Raw genomic sequence first — 20842 nt, 5'->3', positions numbered from 1 at the left:
CCGGGGCGCGGACTCAGTACCGCGCCCCGGGCCGCACCGGCGCTTCGGGTTCGGTGCCGGGCCTACGGATTCCGGGTTCAGTCCCGCTGCCGCAGCCGTTCCCTCAGCTCACGGTTCTCCGCCTCCAACTCGGCGAGGCGCTCGGAGACCTGCTCCAGCGAGTCCGCGAGTTCGGCCTGCGAAAAGCGCGGAGTGATGTGCTTGGAGCAATTCCACGCGAGACCCTCGACCCGGATGACCATCAGCCTCTCCTGATGCCCGTCCGTACTGATGCGCCCGACCCGTTCGGGTATTCCGGTGAGGTCGCCGGTGTCCCTGACCTCGGCACGGCCGAACACCTTGAGCCGCGCCCGGTGCGCGTAGTCCATGAAGAAGAGCGCGACACGGTCGTTGCCCCGGAGGTTGCCGGCGGTGATGTACTGCCGGTTCCCCCGCACGTCGGCGAAGGCCAGTGTCTCCTCGTCCATGACGTGCACGAACCCGGGCGGGCCCCCTCGGAACTGGATGTACGGCCAGCCGTCCTCGCCCACCGTGCCCAGGTAGAACCCGTCCCGCGCCCCGATGAAATCGGCCTCGTGGGGCCCGATCCGATCGGCCTGCACGCCGTCCCCGGCGAGCAGTCGCTCCATGGCTGCGGCGCTCCCCCGCTCCTCCTGCACACGCCGGACGTTCTCGGTGAACGCCACGTGGGCATATCGGCTCATAGGGCGGTTCTCCCTTCCAGGACGCGGGTCCGCAAGCGGAAAGAGCTGCCTGAATGCATCGATGCAAAGCCTAGTTCAGCGACGTCGGCGGAGGGTGTCGGTCGTATGAACACCGCCGGCGACCCGGCAACACGTGGCACGGGACCGAGCCCGTCCGGCGGTGGAGGACGAGACGTCAACGGACGGGCCCGGCAGCCCCGCCCCGGACCTACGCGTCCTTGAGCTCCTGCCGCTGCCGCCCCAGCCCCTCGACCTCGAGCTCCACGACGTCCCCGGCCCGCAGGAACGGCTTCGGCTCCGGCCGGCCCATCGCCACTCCCGCCGGCGTACCCGTGTTGATCACGTCGCCCGGGTACAGCGTCATGAAGTGGCTGAGGTAGCGCACGACCTCGCCCACCGGGAAGATCTGCGCCGCCGTCGTGCCGTCCTGCTTCAGCTCACCGTTGACCCACAGCTTCAGCGGCAGGGCCTGCGGGTCCGGGATCTCGTCCGCCGTCACGAGCCACGGCCCCAGCGGGTTGAACGTCTCGCAGTTCTTGCCCTTGTCCCAGGTCCCGCCGCGCTCGATCTGGAACTCGCGCTCCGAGACGTCGTGCGCCGTCGCGTACCCGGCGACATGGCCGAGCGCCTCCTCGGCGGAGTCCAGGTAGCGGGCAGTGCGGCCGATCACCACCGCGAGCTCGACCTCCCAGTCCGTCTTACGGCTGCCGCGCGGCACCAGCACCGTGTCCTCGGGCCCGACGACGGTGTCCGGAGCCTTGAAGAACAGGATCGGCTCCTCAGGGATCGCCGCGCCCGTCTCGGCGGCGTGGTCGTGGTAGTTCAGCCCGATGCACACGATCTTGCCGATCCGGCCGACCGGGGGCCCGATCCTCAGCCCGTCCGCATCGAGCGGCGGCAGCACATCGGGGGTCGCGGCGGCCTCCCGCACCCGGTCCAGCGCCGACGCGTCGCCGAGCAGCTCGCCGTCGATGTCGGTGACGAGCCCGGAAAGGTCGCGCAGGGTGCCGTCACGGTCAAGCAGCGCGGGGCGTTCCGCTCCCGCCGTACCTACTCGAAGCAGCTTCAACGGTCCATCTCCCCTAGGTCGAGATCGAGCCCGCCGGTGGGTTGCGGCCAACGAAGGGCTTGGCTGATCCTCCAAGACATCCGATCACCCCGCAAGACCTTGTTCACTTACTGGGACCGGTCCGTGGCGGTCCACCACGGATCCCGGGGCGCACCGGCTGCGCCTTCACCGGGTGGAGCGAGGGATCCGAGGGCCCGCACGCCCCCCAACGGGTGAGGAGGAACGGTTTCTCCGGCGGCCGTCGGAGTGACGATGAGCATCGCCCCACCGGTACAGGGGCAGCGTGGGACCGATCCCACTCCTACTTCCAGAGGACTGCTTCCATGCGCCTTCGCCACACCGTCGCCGCCGCCCTCGGCGCCCTCACCCTCGTCGTCACCCTGCCGACCGCAGCCTCCGCCGCCACCGGCCAGTTCAGGTACACGTACGAGACCGAAGAGGGCTACGAGGCGGTCGGCTTCCTGAACGACCCGCCGAGCGGCGCGTGCATCAACCTCCCCGGCGCCGACTCCGACGCGCTGCCGCCCGCGTACGCCCCGAAGAACATCACGGACGCGACGGCCACCGTCTTCCTCTCCGCCGACTGCGAGGGCGACGTCTACTACACGCTGCGTCCCGGCGGCGGCGCCTCGGATCGCCTGAAGGTCCGTTCCGTGGTCTTCGGCTGATCGGACCCGCCCGCCCCCGCGGTCCGCTCGCCTCAGAGCGCGGGGGCCAGCGCGGCCTCCGTGGCCGGGGTGTCCCGGTACAGGTAGGCCCGCTCGATCGCGGTCCACGTGGTGCTGGTGACGATGTACAGGGCCGCGGCCAGCGGCACGAAGGCCACGGAGAAGAGCGTCAGGAACGACATCAGCGGCATCACCTTCGTCATCGCGCCCATGCCCGGCACCGGCTGCCCGTCGGGGCCGGTCGCGGGGGTCACCGGGTTCGCCGCCATCTGGCGCTTCGTGCGGCCGTAGTTGAACGTGGCGACCGCGGCGACGATCACGAAGAGTGCGAGGTAGACCAGCCCCTGCGCACCGAAGGGCCCGCCGTCGGCGAGCGCGTCGTGCCAGCGTTCGCCGAGGGGCGCGCCGAAGAGCTCGTGGCCGAGCAGCGAGTTCGGGTCGCCGCCGATCTTCTGGCTGGAGAAGAGGTGGTAGAGCAGGAAGAAGGCCGGCATCTGCAGCAGGCTGGGCAGGCAGCCGGAGAGCGGCGAGACCTTCTCCTTCGCGTGCAGCTCCATGAGCGCCTTCTGCATGCGCTCGGGGTTCTTCGCGTGCTTCTTGCGCAGCTCGGTGATCTGCGGCTGGAGCTTGGTGCGGGCCTTCTGCCCGCGCGCCGCGGCCCGCGACAGGGGGTGCACGGCCAGCCGTACGAGGGCGGTGAACAGGACGATCGCGGCGGCGGTGGACGCGGTCTGGAAGAGCGGCTGGAGCAGATCGGCGAACGCGCCGACCAGGCTCGCGAAGGCGGACATGAAAGCGGACATGGGTGAGCCCTCCGGGGGTCTCGTCGTGCCGGGAAGAGTGGAACTCGGCAGGACGACCCGCGCGGGGAGTACGAGGAGGAGCTGGTCCCTACGCGGCCGTCAGGAGGGCGGATCCGGGCGCTCGGGGCCTGGTGCGCCCCCTGGCGTCGGGATCCCGCTGCGGCAGGAACGCGGTGCGCTTCTCCCTGTCGCGCATCGCGGTGCGCACCCGGGTGCGGGGCACGGGGGCGGCGCAGCGTGCGCTGATGACGGAGCAGACGAGGAGCGCCGATCCGGCTGCGGCGGTGGCGGCGAGCGCGACCGCGGCGGAGAGGCTGCCGCCTTCGGCGAGCAGGACCTCGGTGAGGAACAGGACGAGGAACGCGGCGGGCCGGAGCAGTCGGGCGACCGTGCGACGCAGACGGTTCATGTCGTTCATCGGTCCCTCCTTCTCCTTGTCGTGCGGCGCGTGCGCGCCTGGCCCGGTCTGTCCTGCTGGTCCTGCATGTCCCTCAGCCGTTATACACGATCGGCCTCGCGGCCCGCCTCGGGCGACCGAGGGATCCGGCCGGGCGGGAGCGGGGCACCGCCGGCCGGATTCCCCGGACCCCGCCTGCGTTGTGGCCTCCACCACGGCTCCATCCGTTGCTCTCTCACCCAGCCCCTGTACCGCAGTACGGTGTGGTTCATGCGCCCCGACACGCCTGCCGACCACACCACCGAAGCCGAGCGCCTGCTGCGCACCGCGGCGCAGTACCCCGAGGACCACGAGCCGCTGTTCCTCCAGGCCGCGGCCCACCTGGAGCTCGCCGGCGACCGAGCCCGCGCCGCCACTCTGTACGACGAGCTGCTCGCGTCCTCCGAAACCGCCATCGACAACCCGCATCTCGTCAAAGCGCTCAAAGCGGCCAACCTCTGGGAGTACGGCCACGAGGCGGAGGCCCGCGCGATCATCGACGGCATCCGCGCCGCCGGCCCGCTCGACGCGGCGCCGTGGGAGATCATCGCGGAGACGCTCGAGGCCCACGACGAGCTGGAGTCGGCCCACGAGGTCTTCTCGGCCGCGCTGACGCTCCTGCTGTCCCCGGGCGAGGAGGTGCCGTACGCCACCCAGTCGCTGCTGACCGGACGCCACCGGGTGCGCAGGCTGAGGGGCGTCGGTCACGACGCGTGGGACGAGCTGGCCGACACGCTCCACACGGCGGCCGTGCCGCTCGACGAGCTCCACGACCCGAAGCGTCTGTGGGCCCTGGGCTCCTCTGATCCGGGCGAGCTGCGGGCGGAGATCAACCGCCTCCGCGCCGAGCTGGGCACCTACCGCACGGCGCTCTCCCGCCCGTTCCCCGTCGCGGTGCTGCACTGGCCCGAGGACGAGCTGCGTGAGCTCCTCACCGCGTATCCGGAGCTGACCCAGGAGTACCTCGGCCACGCCGGCCACCTGGCACGCCTGGAAGCCGCGCTGCGGGACCTGCACGCCACGGGCACCCCGAATCTCGGCATCGTCACGGGCACGGTCCCCTCGTACGAGGCGTTCGCCGCATCGGAGGCCGCCTCCCCGTCCGACCCGGACCTGCTCCCCCAGTACGCCACCACCCTCGCGGCCCGCGGCCGTGCGGTCCCGTGGCCCCCGGCCCGCAGTGCGGCGTGCTGGTGCGGCTCCGGGCGCACGTACCGGGAGTGCCACGGCACCGCGTAACCCGCCGGGGCCGCTCGCTCCCCCGCCCCGTTCACTTGCCCGCGAAGGCGTCCCGCAGGGCGGCGTCGAGTTCGGTGGCCGCCGTGTCGCTGTCCGGCGACCTGGCGGCCAGCAGGGCGTGCACATGGGACTGCAGTACGTGGGTGAACGCCCCGTAGTAGGGGGTGCGTGGGCGCTGCACCGCCTCGTTCAGTGCCGCGCTCAGGGTCCGTCGGTACGCGTCGCGCGCCGACTGCCCCTGGTCCTTCCGGGCGCCCTCTCCCGACGGAGCGGGCGTCCCGGTCGGTGTGGCCGCGGTACCCGCCGCCTCGGGCGAGTCCCCGGCGGGCCGCAGCGCCGCGGCCACCCGGGGCCAGCAGGGCCATCGAGGGTCGTTGGAGTAGGCGGAGGCCCTGGTCGCGGCGAAGCCCGCGTCGAGCAGGCAGCGCTCGCTCTCCCGCGAGGTCAGGAACGTGACGAGTTCGCGGGCGTCGTCGGCGCGGGGCGAGTCCGCGGTGACGGCGAGGTTCTGCCCGCCGAGCACGGAGACGCCCGGCAGCCGGTTCACCGAGTACGCGTCGGGTGGCAGGAGTGCCTTCAGCGCCCCGTACACGTAGGGCCAGTGGCGCAGGAACACGGCGCGTCCCGCGGCGAAGTCGGTGAGTGCCGCCGTCTCGTCCGAGGAGAGGGCGGCGGGCTGGATCCGGCCGAGGCGGGCGCGGTCGAGCAGTTCGTCGAGCCCCTTCTTCAGTTCCTCGGGGCTCGACGTGTAGTGGCCTTCGCTGTCGGCGAGTTCGACGCCCACGCTGGCGAAGGCCTCGATGGCGTTGGCGGTCAGCCCCTCGTACTGCTTCAGCTGGGTGGTCCAGCCGGCCCGGTCCTCGGCGCGGTCGGGGCTGAGTGCGAGGGTTCCGACGGAGGCGTAGAGGTCGTCCCAGCTCCAGGCGGCGGTGGGCTGGCGGCCGGTCTGGATTCCCGCGGCCGTCAGCAGGTCGGGGCGGTAGTAGAGGAGGCCGACGTCCGTGTTGAACGGCCGGGCGTAGGAGCGGCTCTTCCAGACCGTCGTCGCGTGGACCCGCTTGATGAAGTCGAGATCGACGGCGTCGGCACCGTCGTCGTCACCACTGCCGCTGCCGGTGCCGGGCATCGGGCTGATGAGTCCGGCCTCGGCGAATTCGGGGATCCAGGTGATGTCGAGGTTCACCACGTCATAGCGGGCGCTGCCTGACTGGAGCGCGCCGAGGAGCTGACTGCGCTGCTGGTCGGCGCCGCCGGGCAGTTCGACGAGCTTGGCCTGCTGGGACTTGTTCCCGGTGTGCCTGCGGTTCCACTCCTCTATGAGCTGCTGCCGTACGCCCCCGGACCCGGTGACGTCGAGGCCGCTGGCGACGACGATGGGTCCTCGGGCCTCGCCCTTCCCGCCGGGCGGGGGTGTGTCGTCGGGGCCTCCCGTACAGGCGGCGCACGCGAGGGTGAGCAGGCAGGTGACCGCGGCGACTGCGCGGCCGACGGGGCAGCGATGCTGACGGCTCGTCATTTGGCGTCCCCCGTACCGGTCTTGGCGACTTCCGCTGCCAACTCGGTCGGAATGTCGTCGGCCGGGTCCAGGCAGCGCCCGCCGGTCGCCTCGGTGAGCCGCTCGCCGAACCGGCCGGCCGAGCAGCCGCCGCTCTGCAGCGAGACCGCCACGATCCGGACGGGAGGCCCCTGTCGGGCGTCCGCGAGCAGCCGGCCCAGCTCCTTCTTCCCGATGGCGGCGGAGTCCTCGTCGTCGGTGACCAGGACGAGGAGCCTGGGCTGTTCGTCGTCGGTGGACCCTCCGCGCAGGGTGGCGAGGGCGTCGCGCAGCCCGTCCGCGATCCGGGCGTCGAGATCGGCGGTCCTGGCCGCGGCGACGGCCCGCCGCGCACTGTCCCGCTGCCCGGCGTCCCGGGCGTTCGGCCCGAACGGCACCACGTCCGTGGCCTTCTTCCCGCCCCGCACGGCCAGGGACCACACGCCGTACGTGTCCTTGGCACCCAGGGACCCCATCGAACGCGTCACCAGTTCCTTGGCCCGTCCTGTTCCGTCCCAGACCCGTTTGTCCGCCATCGAGGTCGAGTTGTCCAGGAGGTACAGGACCCGTCCCGGCCCGAGGGCCTCCCGGTAGCGGCGCAGGGTCTCGCTCAGCGAGGCGGCCGTGACCGTGCTCGCGCCGGCCGGCGGGAGCTGCTCCCGTACGGCTTCCTCGTTGGCGTCCGCCGTGAGCGGCGAGCCCTGGGCGGGCGGGGCGGGGCTGCCGTCCTTGTCGACGCCGCGGAATCCGTCGTCGGTGAACAGCTTCTGCGCGTCGGCGTCCTCGGCCAGCCACGCGTGGAAGTCCGTCACCGCCGTCCTGCGCGCGTCGGCGTCCCGGCCCGCGTCGTCCCAGGTGACCCGGATGAACGGCAGGTCCAGGACCGGTACGTCGGAGGGGTACTGGGCGGTGCGGCCGTCCAGGGTGTCCGTCGCACAGGACGGGTGGCCGGGGTCCGTGGGGCGCAGGTTGAACTGCGCCATGGTCTGCTCCGGTACGAGGACGGCGGCCCTGTCCTCCAGGGAGTTGCTGGACACGTCGGCCAGGGCGCACATCAGCTCCCGGGCGGTGGAGGGCATCGGCCGGAGCGCCTGGGCCATGCCCTGTTCGAGCGCCGACGCGGGCCCGGAGCCCTCGGACGCGTACAGGGCCCCGGTCGACAGCAGGGCCCCCTCCGTGCCTTCCGGGTCGGGCCGCAGGACGGCGACCGGTTCCTTCTGCGCCCCCCGCAGCGCGGAGATGATCGAGCCGAGCGGGGTGCCGGTCTGTACGGCTTTCGCCAGCGGCATGGTGTACGGCACGGCGAGGACCATCGGGGTGAACGCGAGGGGGCCGAGCGGCTCCAGCGTCACGACGCTGTTCCCGGCGCCCTCGTCGGAACCGGCCGCCCTTGCCGAGGCGGAGGCGGCGGCGCTGCCTCCGGCGGCATCGCTCTCCTCAGTGTCGGTCGCCCGCTGCCACGCGCTCCCGGCGGCCGGAATCCAGATGTCCGGCTGGGCGCCGAGGTCCCGTTGGGGCCGCAGGCAGTCGCCCGACGCGGGGCAGGCGGCGGGCGGCTCCTGCCAGAGCGAGGAGGACCGGAAGGCGGCCACGGCGTCCGTGGCCTTGGCGTCGTACACGGTGATGTTGGTGGCCCGGCAGTCGCGGTCCCCGTCCCGGCGCTGCTTCGGGTAGGCGTCGGCGGCCCGCTGGACGGTGGAACGGATGTCGGGGTCGGCGAGGACGCGCAGCTCCAGGGGCGGCGCACAGGAGGTGGACCCGCCCGGCACGAGGCCCGTGAGGAGCCAGGCGCCCGCCCCGGCGAGTACGGCAACGCCCGTGAGGACGAGGGTGGTTGTGCGGGTCAACCGGCGGGGCCGTGCCAGGAGCCGGCGCCCGACGACAGCAGCTGAGGCCAGTCGCCGCCTTCGCGGCTCCGGCGGAGCAACCGGGTGCGTCGGCCGTGGCGGGGGCTGCGGGGAAGGCGGCGTGGGTGGTGGCGCGTCTCCCGTGAGGGCGAGCACCACATCGTCGCCGTGCCGCCGCTCCTCCGGAATCCACGGGTGCCCGTCGACGGCTTTGAGCGGTGCCATCGCCTCGCGTATCCCCGTGACGACGCGGGTGAACGTCGCCGGTTCCGGCCCGGCGGTGGACCCGGTCAGCAGCCGGTGCAGGGCCGCGGTGAACTCCGTACCGGTGGCGGGGTCGCCGGGCGGGATCTCCACGCCCGGCTCGGCCGCGGTGAGCAGCGCGAAGTTCTGGCCGACGGCAGGGGTGAACGAGGAGAGCGCGTTGCCCGCGAAGCAGCAGTCGAGGATGACGACCACCCAGTCGGCGCGGGCGTTGCGCAGTTCGGGCATGACGTCGTCCCGCCAGGACAGGGTGTCCACGAAGGGGTGGTGCCGGTCCCGGGTGACGCGCGAGTCGGTGAACATCAGGTTGAGGTCGCTGCCGTCGGGGCGCACGATGCCGTGCCCCGCGAAGTAGACGATCAGCAGGCCGGTCACCTCGTCGCGGGCAGCGCTGAGCGCCGCCCGCACCCGCAGCGGATCGACGGCCCTGGAACCGTCCGGCTCCCCGGCTCCGGGAACGATGACGAGATCCGCCGGATCCAGCACCCCGGTACCCTCGGCCGTCAGTGCCTCGGCCATGAGGCGAAGGCTGTGCCGTACGGCCGGCAGGTCGTTCCGGTTACCGGTGTAGGTCTCCACCCCGACGAGCACGGCGCGGTGCCGCTCGGCTCTGTTCTCCTCGCCGCGCGCGTTGTACGGCGGCACGGCGGCTAGACCTCTCCGGGCTCGTCGCCGCGCGCTCCGTTCCGCGGGCCGGACTCGGGCCCCGCTTCCGGCGGGCCGTCACGATCGCTGTCACGGGCGGTGTCACGGCCGAGGCCGGAACCGGGCCCCGTGTCCGGCCCGTCGAGGGTGACGCGCGGTGTCTCCTCGGGGTCGGCGAACCTGCGCCGGTTGCGCAGCCAGGTCTCCACGGACCGCCACGCGTTCTCCGAGACGGAGCGGGCCACCTCGACGGAGACGACGAGGATGATGTCCTGGATCAACTCCCCGCTCATGCCCTCGGTCTGGGTGAGCGAGTCCTTCCGCCCGACGCCGAGCTCGTGCCGCTCCCGCGCCTCTTCGAGCGCGGGCGCACTCTTCAGCCAGGTGTGGAGCGCTTCGAGGTCGTCCCTGCGGGTGTGGGTACCGCTGACGCTGATCCGTAACTCGACCGTTTCCCCGCTCCGTCCGGGCTCCTGCCCGCCTGCTTGCGCCCCGTCTGTCATGCGTTCTGCCCCCATCGGCACCGTTGCCGCCGCCCCGCGATGAAGCGATCCTGAAGCGATTCACTGAACACACAAGTATTTCACGCGAGTTGACACGGGGCACCCCTTTGTACCCACTCCACTCACGAGCCGTGCGGCGGCGGGTCCCCCACCCGGGGCAACCGCGCCGGGCGCCGCAGCGGGCGGGCCCGGACAGGCTCGGGCGGGCCCGGACAGGCTCAGGCGGGCTCGGGCGGCAGTGTCTGCTCGGCCCAGACGGTCTTGCCGTCGGGCGCGTACCGGGCGCCCCAGTGGCTGGCGAGCTGGGAGATGATGAAGAGGCCACGCCCTCCCTCGTCGACCGTCCGGGCATGGCGCAGGTGCGGAGCCACGGGGCTCGTGTCGCGGATCTCGCACGTCAGTCCCCGGTCGAGGATGAGACGCAGTTCCAGCGGCGGACTCCCGTAGCGCACCGCGTTGGTCACGAGTTCACTGACGATGAGCTCGGCCGCGTAGCGCGCGTCCTCGTCGAGGTTCCAGTCGGCGAGCTTCCGGGTCGTCAGACGGCGGGCCGCCGCGGGGGCCGACTTGTCGTGCGGGAGTTCCCACGCGGCGAAACGGTCCGCGGGCATGCCTTGGGTCCGCGCCAGGAGCAGTGTGGCTCCCTGGAGGTCGAGCGTGTCGGGGAGCGTGTAGGCGGCCGCGTCGCACAGCTCCTGCAGGGGGCGTTCGGGGTGGGTGAGCGCGCGGCGCAGGGCGCCGGACGAGGACTCGGCATGGCTCTGCATCGCCCGGCTGTAGAACGCCAGCATGCTGCCCTCGCTCAGCGTGAACGAGGTGGTCGCGAACGGGGCCTGCTCGGGGGAGCCGAGCGACGGGCCTTCGGGAAGCCCGGCCACCGCCGCGGAGCCGTCCGGGCCGATCACGAGCGGGGCCGGATGCCCGGCCGACGCGACCGTGCACGTACGGCTGAACGGGTCGTACGTGGCGTACACACAGGTCGCCGCGAGCGGGCTCCTGTGCAGCGGGTCGCTGTGCGGCAGCTCCGCGCGCTCCCGCGCCAGCCGGCGCGAGGTGTCGTACAGGCGCGCGAGCAGCTCGTCAGGTTCCAGGTCGAGTGCGGCAAGCGCGTTGACGACGGTGCGCAGCTGGCCCATGGTGGTGGCCGCGTGGATGCCGCCCTCGGCCACCTCGCCGATGACCAGTCCGGTGCGGGCACCGGACAGGGCGATCGTGTCGAACCAGCAGCCGCTTCCTCCGCCGGGCATCAGCAGGTGGGCCGTCTCGACACCGGTCCGTGCCGCCGGGTTCCGGGGCAGGAGCCGGCGCTGGAGGGTGCTGGCGATGGTGTGCTCGTGCGCGTAGCGGCGGGCGTTGTCGATGTTGAGGGCGCTCCGGGAGGCCAGTGCCGAGACGACCGGGAGGTCTTCCTCGCGGAACGGTTCGGAGTCGTTGCACCGGTAGAGGCTCACCATGCCCAGGATCGCTCCGCGCAGGGTGAGCGGTGCCACCAGGAGGGTGTGGGCACCGCTCGAACGGATCGAGCGGGCACGCGCGGGGTCGGCGGAGGCCCACGGGGCGTCCTTCAGGGGTACCAGGCGCGGCTGGAGGTCGGACAGCACCCGCGCGTAGGGCGTACCCGACGCGACGGCACGCACGTCTCCCACCGGGTGGGCCGGATCGGTCCTGTTGCCGCCGGCGGCGGCACGGCGCAGCGGAATCCCGGGGGCCAGTGGGAACGGAAGGGGGTCTTCGCCGCGCAGCACCCCGTCGACGACCTCGACGACGGCGATGTCCGCGTAGCCGGGTACGAGTGCGTCGACGAGTTCGTGGCAGGTGGCCTCGACATCCAGCGTCCGCCCCACGCCGTGGCGTACCGAGGACAGCGCCGCCTCCCGGGCCTTCGACCGCTCCCGATCGGTGGCATCGACGACGGCCACCCCGACCCCCAGGACCTCCCCCTGACGGTCCTGCAGCCGGAACGCCGATACGGACAGGATGCGCAGGCCCGCCGACCCGTCGGCCGGCCGGGCCCGGAACGAACACTCCGCGCCGTGGCCGTCGGCGTGCAGCGCCTCACGCACGAAGGCCTCCACACCCTCCGCGTCCACGAAGCCGCACACCTCGGCGAACGGCCGCCCGCGAAGCCGCGCGACGACCTCCGCGTCCTCGGACGATCCGCTGACCCGCATGACGCGGAGTTGCGGGTCGAGCGCGAGGACGCGTACCCGCGACTGCGTGAAGAGTGCTTCCAGCACGGCCGGTCCCACTTCGTCCTTGCCGGGCCCACCACTCGCGTCGGGCCAGACCCCCCAGACCCCTTCCGGCCCCGGCAGTGGCTGCAGCCGCAGGGCGGGCCCCCTGTCGCCGCCCGCCTCCCGCAGCACCCCACCACCGAGAACCGCCATGACGTGCTGGCCCACCGCGGTGGCGGCCGTAAGGCCGAAACGCCGCTCGGCGCGGCTGCTCCACCCGGTGACCACTCCGGCGCTGTCCACGACCATCAGGGGCGTGTCAGCCATCGACCCAGCTCCTTCGCCCCTTTCACGGGACCCGGGAGCGGGTCTCCGTACACCGACACCGACGCCCCCAGGATCTGCCCCCTGCCCGACGCCCGCGACCTGAGCCTCGGCCGGACGCGGTACGGGCCGGTCGACGGAATCGGAAAGGCAGACCCGGACCACCGATCACTTTCGGGCGCCGCCGCAGTCATAAGCGCAGCAGAACGCGACCTCACCTGACGACATACGGAAACGACTAGGACGTGGCGACATGACTGAACCGGCAAAGGGCCCCGCGAGCTACTTCCCCTCGATCGAGAAGAAGCACGGCCGCCCGATCGCGGAGTGGAAGGACCTCATCCGCACCTCACCCCTGACCAGGCACATGGAGCTCGTCTCCTGGCTCAAGACGGAGCACGGCCTGGGCCACGGCCACGCCAACGCCCTGGTCGCGCACACGCTCACCGAGGACAAGGCCGAGTAGGGGACGCCCGGCCTGCCGGGAGGACTGCCCGCCGGTCCGGGCAGATGGGACGCCAAGCGCCCCACTACCACTTTCCTCACCCCGAAGGACGAGTACCTCCACATACACGCAATTCACTGACATCCGGGCGACACCTGCGCCACACTCTGGCTCCCGAACAACGACAGAGCGGACAGGTGGTCGGATGGCAGGCCCGGTCGGCCGCACAAGGGGAAGGCAGGCACCGGTGCTGAACGGACTCGGGCAGCTGGGGAAGTCCGTCCGAAGGCGGGACATGCTCAGGTACGGCGGCCTCGGCCTGCTCTCCGTCGCCCTGGCAGCCTGCGGCGGGAACAAGGACGGCGACGAGGCGCCGGGAGCGGCCGGCAAGCCCGCCAGGCCGACGGTCACCGGGGCCGCGGTCCAGGCCTTCGTGGCCGGCGCATGGAACCTCGCCTTCACCCCGCAGGGCCAGGTCAACGACGAGTACAAACGGATCGAGATCACGGGCCGGAACTGGAGCCTCGACGCGGACGACCTGATGGGCTCCTTCGAGCTGACCGGCAACGAGCTCGTGGTCCGCATCGACAACGTGAGTACGGAGAACATCTGGGCAGCCACCGGCATGCCCGGCACGGTCGGCGACGACGCCTCGCTCACGCTGCAGTGGGGCCACTCCGCGGGATCCGCCCCGGTCGACGCCGGCTCCCCGGTGGACACCACACCGTCCCCGCTGCCCGTCACCTGGGACGGCACCACACTCAGGATCCAGGCCGGAAACGGCGTAGTGATCACCGCCGTACGCGCCTGACATCCCCCACCGAGACCCGACCCCCGTACGGAGCGCCTCCGCGCCCGCACGGGGGCGCTCGGCTGCGCGGGCGACGGCAGCCCTGCCAGCGGCGCCGACCAGCTAGCGACTTCCGAGCTCGCCATGTCAGCACCTCTTGAGCACCCACACGATTCACAGCGTTAGCGAGCTGCGTACGTGACCATTGAGCCTGCTCAAGCAGGCTCTCGAGTCCCGTATTGCGGTCGCTCTGGGGTTCCTTGGCCATTGCCAACTCCCGGACATACACGTCCCGCAGTTAGCTCTTCACACACCGCAATCAAAAGCGGCCAAGAGAGGAGCACGTGATGACCTCCGTGACAGAGAGCCATGGGCTCGGCCGTGACCCCGTCGTCGTGTCTGAGGCCTCACCAATCGACCTGACGGGGATCAGTGACTCCGTGGACGAGGCACTGGCCATCACGCTGTGCATGCCTGCTCGGGAGGACATCGACCGTTTGGCTGGCCGGTTGCGCGGTGCGCTGAACCTGTTCCTCACCGAGGACCCCGGGTTTGCCGGGGCACTAGAGGGACAGCAGATGCTCCGGACCGCCCACCGCCTGTTGGAGTTGAACGCCCGCCCCGATGCCGAGACGCCTCAGTTCACGGCCTTCGAATACGTACGTGACCTCGCCCGCCTGACCAAACGCTTCGTCGCTCTCTACCGAGAGAGTCATCCTGCGGAGGAGCCCAATGACTAACCAGAATCGCAAGAAGGCCCCCCTACCCGTCCGGGAGCCCGGCGCAGCGTTGCGACACTTCGCGCGAATCGGCGCCGCTGGCCGTCGGATTCATGCTCCGGAAACGGACGACACCGGTCTGCCTACCCGGTACCCGGTCTACGGACGCGATCGGCTCGAGGCCCGGCCGTGGTGATCCCCCAGCCTGGGCATTGCCCGCTCCCGGGACGTTGACGTGGGACCAGTCCGCAGGCCGCGCCTGTATCTGGTGCAGGCGCCCTCCTGCGCACGTTGCCCCCAGCCGTTCTCCGTCCACCGGAAGGATCACCCGCTAGGGGCGGCCTCCTCGCCCACAAGGTGCGTCACCGTGACGGCGATCCGACTGTGCGCGGAATCTAGAGCCGCTTCAGGTTCCGGTCCAGGATCGCCCTGAGCCGGTCGACGTCCGTGGGGTCCTGCGCCCCCCGCTTGGGCGTCACCGCGATTCCTGCCGCGCGGTCGCCGCCCAGCAGAACGAAGAGGTCGGGGGTCTCGAGGTACTGCCTGAACACCGTCCATTCGGCGGTGAAGGACACCCGCTCGCCTGTGCTCACCGCACCGCGGTCGTCGGCCACCATGCGGCACTCCCCGTACGGCTCCACGATGCTGAACATCCGGCGTGCCATGGTGCGGAGCCCTCGTACGGTGCCCCAGTACGCGATTCCCACGGAGAGCACCATCGAGATGATCCACACGGGCAGCGAGGCATCGCGGAGCGTGGCGTAGACGACCACGGTCGCAGCCGCCACCAGCGGGGCCAGCAGTGCTTGGGCCCGGCCCGCCGGTGTCCGGCGGGCTCGCGCACGGAGCGCCTCCTCGAAGTCCGCAGCCGTGGGCCGGTAGACGAACTCCGCGACCGTGACGCGCTCCGTGTCCTGCTGCGAAAGATCCCCACCCGTGATGTCCATGAGCGGGGATCTTATGGGTTGCCCCGTCGCCGGTGTGCTTGTGGTGGGGGGGGGGCGGGTGAGCACGGGTGGGGTGATCTGCGGGCCCGGCTGCCGCCATTTCCTGGGTGCCAGGGGCTCCGTGTATCGCGGGCATATCGAAAATCGCATACGCCGTGGCAACAGGCCTCCCTCTTCAATGGCTGCATGGTCCACAACGCACCCCTGTCAGCACCGCCCCGCCGCACGCGCAGGGTCGTGTTCCTCTGCCTGGCGATCCTCGGCACGGCGAGCGCGTTGTTCGTCATTCGGGGGCCGCTGCTGATGGCCGCCCCGAGGTGCGTGGCCGGGCGGTGGCACGGCTGCTGGGACACGTTCAACGGTGTGGTGCTCATGACCCTGGTCACGCTGCCGTTGGCCGTGCTGGTGGTGTGGGTTCTGGCGCGTCTTCGGCGTGCCGGCGGTGTCACGTCGGCGTGGCGGATGTCGGTGGCCGAGGTGGGCATGGTCCACGGGACGGTGCCGTTCCTCTGGCTGACCATGATGCCGGGCGGCGGGGCCGGCATCGTCCCTGCCCGGGTGAGCCTGGTTCCGCTGCGGGACCTGGTCACGATGGGGCCGCTCGGGATCGTCGGCAACCTGCTGGTCTTCGCGTCGCTGGGGTTCTTCGCCCCGATGCGGTTCGCGGCACTGGCGTCCCTGCCGCGGATCCTGGCCCTCGGGGCGGGCTGCTCGGTCCTGGTCGAGACCGCGCAGTACGTCCTGGACCTGGACCGGGTGTCCTCCGTGGACGACGTCCTGGTCAACGCCGCCGGCGCCGTACTGGCCGGGCTGGCATCGCGCCGCTGGTGGCGTACCAGGGCGCAGGCGCCGTCGGACCGGCCGCGCCCCGAGCCGGTTCCGGCGGGCTGAGTCGTGCGGCCGGTGGGCGCGCGACTTCGCATACGTCGGCGACACGGTCTGCTGCTTAGGCTTCGGACATGCGCGTACTGATCGTGGAGGACGAGCCCTACCTGGCCGAAGCCGTCCGTGACGGCCTGCGGCTGGAGGCGATCGCCGCCGACATCGCCGGCGACGGCGATACCGCCCTGGAACTGCTCAGGGTCAACTCCTACGACCTCGCGGTCCTCGACCGCGACATCCCCGGCCCCTCCGGCGACGAGGTCGCGCGGCGCATCGTCGCGTCCGGCAGCGGCATCCCGATCCTCATGCTCACCGCTGCCGACCGGATCGACGACAAGGCCTCCGGGTTCGCGCTCGGCGCCGACGACTACCTCACCAAGCCGTTCGAGCTGCGGGAACTGGTGATGCGGCTGCGCGCACTCGACCGCAGGCGTGCGTACGCCCGGCCCCCGGTCCGCGAGATCGCGGGCCTGCGGCTCGATCCCTTCCGCCGGGAGGTCTTCCGCGACGGACGCTACGTCGCGCTCACCCGCAAGCAGTTCGCCGTTCTGGAAGTCCTCGTCGCCGCCGAGGGCGGGGTCGTCAGCGCCGAGGAGCTGCTGGAACGGGCCTGGGACGAGAACGCCGACCCCCTCACCAACGCCGTGCGCATCACCGTCTCCGCACTGCGCAAACGGCTCGGCGAACCATGGGTCATCGCCACGGTGCCCGGCGTCGGCTACCGCATCGACATCCAGCCGGGGGCCGTGCACGCGGGAGGAGACCGTGGATAGGGCGCCCGGTCCGAGTGTGCGCCTCAAGCTCACGCTCAGCTACGCCGCGTTCCTCATGATTGCCGGCGCCCTGCTGCTCGCCGCGGTGTGGGTGTTCCTCCTGCGTTACGTACCCGAGCAGGCGCTCATCGTCCCCGGTTCCACCGGTACCCCCACCGGTGGGGTTTTTCCCGTCCGTTCCAACCTGCTGCGCGTGTTCGCTCCGAGGGCAGCCGCGGTGCTGGTGTTCCTGCTGGTACTCGGCCTGTTGGGGGGCTGGATCCTCGCCGGCCGGATGCTCGCGCCGCTCACCCAGATCACTGATGCGGCACGGGTGGCCGGGAAGGGGTCGCTGTCCCACCGGATCCGTTTGAAGGGCCGGCAGGACGAGTTCCGGGAACTCTCCGACGTGTTCGACTCGATGCTCGAGCAACTCGAGTCCCACGTCGCCGAGCACCAGAGGTTCGCCGCGAACGCCTCCCACGAACTGCGCACCCCGCTGGCGATCTCGCGGACGCTCCTCGATGTCGCCCGCAAGGACCCCACGCGGGACCGGGACGAACTCGTCGAACGCCTGCACGCTGTCAATACGCGGGCGATCGACCTCACCGAGGCCCTCCTGCTGCTCGGCCGCGGCGACCGCGGGAACTTCACCCGCGAGAGCGTCGACCTCTCCCTCGTCGCCGAGGAAGCCGCCGAGACACTGCTCCCCCTCGCCGAACGGCGCCGGATCACACTCGACGTCACCGGCGGGGCGGCCCCGACCAGCGGTTCCGCGGAGCTGCTTCTGCGGATGGTGACGAACCTCGTCCAGAACGCCGTCGTCCACAACGTCCCGTCCGACAACGTCCCCTCCGGCGGCACCGTGACGGTCCACACCGAGACGCGCGGCGACATGAGCGTGCTGCGGGTCGAGAACACGGGCCGTCGGATCCCGCCGGAGCTGGTACCGACCCTCACCGAACCCTTCCAGCGCGGCACGGAACGCGTACGCACCGACGAGCACGCCGGCGTCGGCCTCGGGCTGGCCATCGTGCAGAGCATCGTCCGCGCGCACGACGGGACCCTCGAACTCGTCCCCCGCCCCGCGGGCGGTCTCCACGTCACGGTCCGACTGCCCGGTACGCAAGGCCCCTTGCCTCAGGACAGCCATCGGATCAGCCCTTAGCGTGACCCGATGGCCGAGAGCACTTCGATGAGCGGGAGCACTTCGAGCGGACGCGGGAACCACTGCCCGCCCATGCGATCGGCCGACCCGTACGGGTGCGGGGCCCAGGGGTTCAAGGTGGGCGGTACGCCGTCCTGGGGCCGGCCTGCCCGGACCACTGCGATCCGGCAGCGGTCCGGCCCGTGAACCAGAACTGACACTGCGCGTCCTGAGCCGCTGTCGACCAGCGATCAGCGCGGCAACGGGTACCTCACGCGCTTCAGAACGGACCGTCAATTCCGCGTTACGCACCGTGTGATGTGGGTAAAGGATGTTCCTCGTGTGTCGATATTCCTCCGCTTCTGATTGAACTGGGCACAAGATGTTCACTAGGGTCGAGCTTCGGATCTTCGCACGATTGATCACCCATCCGGGGTGACAGCGAAGACACCGTCGAGTCCGTGACGTGCACGGAGCCGGGGATTCACCGCCCCCACAGCCCGGTACGGCTCGAGGAGGAAGGAGTCGCCTTCGTGGCGTCCCACCGTCGTCCCAAGCAGCCGAGCCGCACCCGCGTGACCGTGCTCACCGCGACCGCCGCCGCTGCCGTCGCACTGACTTCCCAGGCAGCTCACGCCGACCCCAAGCCGACCAAGAGCGAGGTCAAGGCGAAGGTCGACAAGCTCTACCACGAGGCCGAGGCCGCCACCGAGAAGTACAACGGGGCCAAGGAACAGCAGGACAAGCTCAAGAAGCAGGTCGACGCGATCCAGGACAAGGTCGCCCGCGAGCAGGCCGACCTCAACACCCTTCGGCGCGAACTCGGTTCGATCGCCACCGCGCAGTACCGGTCCGGTGGGATCGATCCCTCGGTGCAGCTCTTCCTCGCCTCGGACCCGGACAGCTTCCTCGACCAGGCCTCGGCGCTGGACCAGTTGACGGCCAAGCAGGCCGAGTCGCTCCAGAAGATCAAGGCCAAGCAGCGGACCCTCGCGCAGCAGCGCAAGGAGGCGCAGGAGAAGCTCGGCACCCTCGCCGACGTGCGCGAGTCGCTCGGCAGGAACAAGCAGAAGTTCCAGAGCAAGCTCGGCGAGGCCCAGCGCCTGCTGAACACCCTGACCGCCGCCGATCGCGCCAAGATGGCCGAGGGGGAGCAGCGCGCCAGCCGCGCCGCCGGCGACCGTGTCGATCTCGGCAACGAGGTCCCCGCGTCCGCCCTCGGCGCCGCCGCCCTCCGGGCCGCCGACACGCGCGTGGGCATGCCGTACGTCCGCACGGCCACGGGCCCCAACTCGTTCGACTGCTCGGGTCTGACCCAGTGGGCCTACGCCCAGGCCGGTGTCGAGATCACCCGCACCACGTTCACCCAGATCAACAGGGGCACCCACATCGCGCGCAGCCAACTGAAGCCGGGCGACCTGGTCTTCTTCAGCAACACCTCGCACGTGGGCCTCTACGCGGGCAACAACACCGTGCTGCACGCCCCGTACCCGGGCGCCTACGTCCGCTACGAATCGATGAGCACCATCGGCAGCTACCAGGCCGCGGTCCGGATCTGATCCCCGCATCCGATCCCCGCATCCGATCGCCGTACCGACCCGGTCCGAGGCTCGGATCCCGAGACCCGGGATCCGAGCTCCGGGCCGGGTCGGTTCGCTCTTTCGAGGGTACGGAGAGAGGTCCCGGCCCGGCGCTCAAGCTTCGGGATCCGGGGGCCGGGATCCGGGGGCCGGGATTCGAGCGGTGCCTTTCACCCGGTGGGTAAAAGAAGGGTGGGGAAGAACCTCCCCACCCTCCCCGACCCGTCACGGCCAGCAAGTATGACTAATCGTGACCGACTTGCGGCGGAGTGTCGCGCCTGCTTACGGTTCCCACAACTGAACGACCCCGACGCGGTGTTGGTCGCACCAGGCCGGGGTCTCACCCCAAGATCGAAAAGAGCGATCTCGTGGCTACCGAGCAGCCTAACTCCGCCCTGCGCGCACCCGCACGCCCCTCACGCCCGTACCGGAAAGCCCACCGCGGCTACGGCAAGCGCTCCGCGCCCGGCCAACGCCCGCCCGGGGCCGCCGATTTCGCCCTGCTGCCGGAGCGCGAGCGGTACATCGCCGGATACGTCGACCTCCTGCCCGACGGTGCGGCCATGGACATCAAGTCGCTGGCCAAGGACCTTCCCCTGTACGGGCAGATGGCCATCGGCACCGCCCTGCGCGCCCTGGGGGTGGCCGGGCATCTGCGCCATGTACGGTGCCGGGTCGAGTCCCTCGGGCAGAGCCGCTGGGTCACCCTCACCTTCTGGTCGCGCACCGCCCGCGACAACGAATGGTGGGCCGCCCACCTCGACGCCGAGAGCGGCCGGGCAGCCGGGACGACGGCCGCCACGGCTCCCCCGGTCACCGCGGAACCGGTCGAAGCGGGCGAGCCTACGGTCGCCGTCCCCGTACCCCCTCAGCGGAGTCCGGAACCGGCACCGGCCGACGCCCCCTCCCCCGCGCACCTCGCCCTGGCCCGACTGGGCCGCACCGAACCCCGGCTCGCGCTCTCCGCCTCCGACTGCGGCGCCCTGGAAGACCTGGCCGCAGCCTGGTTCGTACGCGGCGTGAGCGCCGACTACCTCACCCAGGCGCTCGTCTCCGGGCTCCCGGAGCAGGTCGGCTCCCCCGTCGGATTCGTCCGCCGCCGGCTCCTCGACAAGATCCCGGCCCGGCTGCCCGACGCCGCACCCGCACCGGACACCCCGGCACGCCGCCTGCTGGTCGAGTGCACCGAATGCGGCCGCCCGGGACCCGCCGAGTCGCTGCCCGACGGTCTCTGCCGCCCTTGCCGCACACCCGCCCCGGCGGAGCAGGAGGCCTTGGCGGAGCAGGAGACCCCGGCCGGCCTGCCCACCGAGCGCGATGTCCGCAGCTACGTCGACGTACTGCGCGGGAAGCACCGCATGCCCTCGTAA

General features: G+C 71.5%; 19 protein-coding genes. 10 read left to right on the top strand and 9 right to left on the bottom strand.

The window, feature by feature from the left end; all coding sequences use genetic code 11:
- Positions 1-77: 77 nt before the first annotated feature.
- Together OG257_RS24345 and OG257_RS24340 are read right to left on the bottom strand one after the other, a co-directional pair.
- Positions 78-704 (bottom strand): pyridoxamine 5'-phosphate oxidase family protein, encoded by a 627-nt coding sequence (locus OG257_RS24345; RefSeq protein WP_329210703.1) that lies wholly within the window; start codon positions 702-704, stop codon positions 78-80.
- 208 nt (positions 705-912) lie between these two features.
- Positions 913-1773 carry a fumarylacetoacetate hydrolase family protein gene (locus OG257_RS24340; protein WP_329210701.1) on the bottom strand — a complete coding sequence of 287 codons (861 nt, stop codon included), beginning with the start codon at positions 1771-1773 and terminating at the stop codon, positions 913-915.
- Positions 1774-2096: 323 nt separating this feature from the next.
- Here OG257_RS24340 and OG257_RS24335 point away from each other — a divergent pair, with 323 nt between their 5' ends.
- A complete protein-coding gene (locus OG257_RS24335; RefSeq protein ID WP_329210700.1) occupies positions 2097-2441 on the top strand; it encodes a hypothetical protein in 345 nt (114 codons plus the stop codon).
- 32 nt (positions 2442-2473) lie between these two features.
- On the opposite strand, the gene OG257_RS24330 is transcribed toward OG257_RS24335, so the two are convergent.
- Together OG257_RS24330 and OG257_RS24325 are read right to left on the bottom strand one after the other, a co-directional pair.
- Entirely contained in the window at positions 2474-3244 is a 771-nt protein-coding gene (locus OG257_RS24330) for a YidC/Oxa1 family membrane protein insertase (protein ID WP_329210699.1), read from the bottom strand.
- An 88-nt stretch (positions 3245-3332) separates the two neighbouring features.
- A complete protein-coding gene (locus OG257_RS24325) occupies positions 3333-3662 on the bottom strand; it encodes a DUF6412 domain-containing protein (protein WP_329210697.1) in 330 nt (109 codons plus the stop codon).
- 249 nt (positions 3663-3911) lie between these two features.
- On the opposite strand from OG257_RS24325, the gene OG257_RS24320 reads away from it, so the two are divergent.
- Positions 3912-4919 carry an SEC-C domain-containing protein gene (locus tag OG257_RS24320; RefSeq protein ID WP_329210695.1) on the top strand — a complete coding sequence of 336 codons (1008 nt, stop codon included), beginning with the start codon at positions 3912-3914 and terminating at the stop codon, positions 4917-4919.
- Between the two features lie 31 nt (positions 4920-4950).
- Here OG257_RS24320 and OG257_RS24315 read toward each other — a convergent pair whose 3' ends face one another.
- The 4 genes from OG257_RS24315 to OG257_RS24300 form a co-directional block, all read right to left on the bottom strand.
- A complete protein-coding gene (locus tag OG257_RS24315) occupies positions 4951-6435 on the bottom strand; it encodes an extracellular solute-binding protein (RefSeq protein ID WP_329210693.1) in 1485 nt (494 codons plus the stop codon).
- Positions 6432-9209, bottom strand: coding sequence for a caspase family protein (locus OG257_RS24310; protein WP_329210691.1), 2778 nt, complete (start codon positions 9207-9209; stop codon positions 6432-6434). Before OG257_RS24310 ends, OG257_RS24315 begins: the two co-directional genes overlap by 4 nt.
- 5 nt (positions 9210-9214) lie before the next feature.
- Complete coding sequence (locus OG257_RS24305; protein WP_329210689.1) at positions 9215-9712, bottom strand: hypothetical protein; 498 nt, start codon at positions 9710-9712, stop codon at positions 9215-9217.
- 218 nt (positions 9713-9930) lie between these two features.
- Positions 9931-12213: a SpoIIE family protein phosphatase gene (locus tag OG257_RS24300; protein WP_329210688.1), complete on the bottom strand. Its 2283-nt coding sequence runs from the start codon at positions 12211-12213 to the stop codon at positions 9931-9933.
- 250 nt (positions 12214-12463) lie between these two features.
- On the opposite strand from OG257_RS24300, the gene OG257_RS24295 reads away from it, so the two are divergent.
- The 3 genes from OG257_RS24295 to OG257_RS24285 all read left to right on the top strand — a co-directional run bounded on the left by OG257_RS24295 (position 12464) and on the right by OG257_RS24285 (position 14185).
- Positions 12464-12676: a DUF4287 domain-containing protein gene (locus tag OG257_RS24295; RefSeq protein WP_329210686.1), complete on the top strand. Its 213-nt coding sequence runs from the start codon at positions 12464-12466 to the stop codon at positions 12674-12676.
- 274 nt (positions 12677-12950) lie between these two features.
- Positions 12951-13466 carry a hypothetical protein gene (locus OG257_RS24290; RefSeq protein ID WP_329210684.1) on the top strand — a complete coding sequence of 172 codons (516 nt, stop codon included), beginning with the start codon at positions 12951-12953 and terminating at the stop codon, positions 13464-13466.
- Positions 13467-13792: 326 nt separating this feature from the next.
- The gene (locus tag OG257_RS24285; protein WP_329210682.1) at positions 13793-14185 is read left to right on the top strand and encodes a DUF6415 family natural product biosynthesis protein; all 393 of its coding nucleotides are present in this window, start codon (positions 13793-13795) and stop codon (positions 14183-14185) included.
- Between the two features lie 374 nt (positions 14186-14559).
- On the opposite strand, the gene OG257_RS24280 is transcribed toward OG257_RS24285, so the two are convergent.
- On the bottom strand, positions 14560-15111 hold the full coding sequence (locus OG257_RS24280; protein WP_329210680.1) for a hypothetical protein: 552 nt from the start codon (positions 15109-15111) through the stop codon (positions 14560-14562).
- A 186-nt stretch (positions 15112-15297) separates the two neighbouring features.
- Between OG257_RS24280 and OG257_RS24275 the strand changes: the two genes are divergently transcribed.
- The 5 genes from OG257_RS24275 to OG257_RS24255 all read left to right on the top strand — a co-directional run bounded on the left by OG257_RS24275 (position 15298) and on the right by OG257_RS24255 (position 20842).
- Positions 15298-16002, top strand: a complete 705-nt coding sequence (locus OG257_RS24275; RefSeq protein WP_329210678.1) for a VanZ family protein — start codon at positions 15298-15300, stop codon at positions 16000-16002.
- A 68-nt stretch (positions 16003-16070) separates the two neighbouring features.
- Positions 16071-16766 carry a response regulator transcription factor gene (locus OG257_RS24270; protein WP_329210676.1) on the top strand — a complete coding sequence of 232 codons (696 nt, stop codon included), beginning with the start codon at positions 16071-16073 and terminating at the stop codon, positions 16764-16766.
- Positions 16759-17913 (top strand): sensor histidine kinase, encoded by a 1155-nt coding sequence (locus OG257_RS24265; RefSeq protein ID WP_329210674.1) that lies wholly within the window; start codon positions 16759-16761, stop codon positions 17911-17913. The genes OG257_RS24270 and OG257_RS24265 overlap by 8 nt, the downstream gene beginning before the upstream one ends.
- Positions 17914-18425: 512 nt before the next feature.
- Positions 18426-19451 (top strand): C40 family peptidase, encoded by a 1026-nt coding sequence (locus tag OG257_RS24260; protein WP_329210673.1) that lies wholly within the window; start codon positions 18426-18428, stop codon positions 19449-19451.
- Between the two features lie 389 nt (positions 19452-19840).
- Positions 19841-20842, top strand: a complete 1002-nt coding sequence (locus OG257_RS24255; RefSeq protein WP_329210671.1) for a MarR family transcriptional regulator — start codon at positions 19841-19843, stop codon at positions 20840-20842.

This window comes from Streptomyces sp. NBC_00683 (assembly GCF_036226745.1).
Lineage (GTDB): Bacteria > Actinomycetota > Actinomycetes > Streptomycetales > Streptomycetaceae > Streptomyces.
This window is presented reverse-complemented; position numbering and strand designations above follow the sequence as displayed.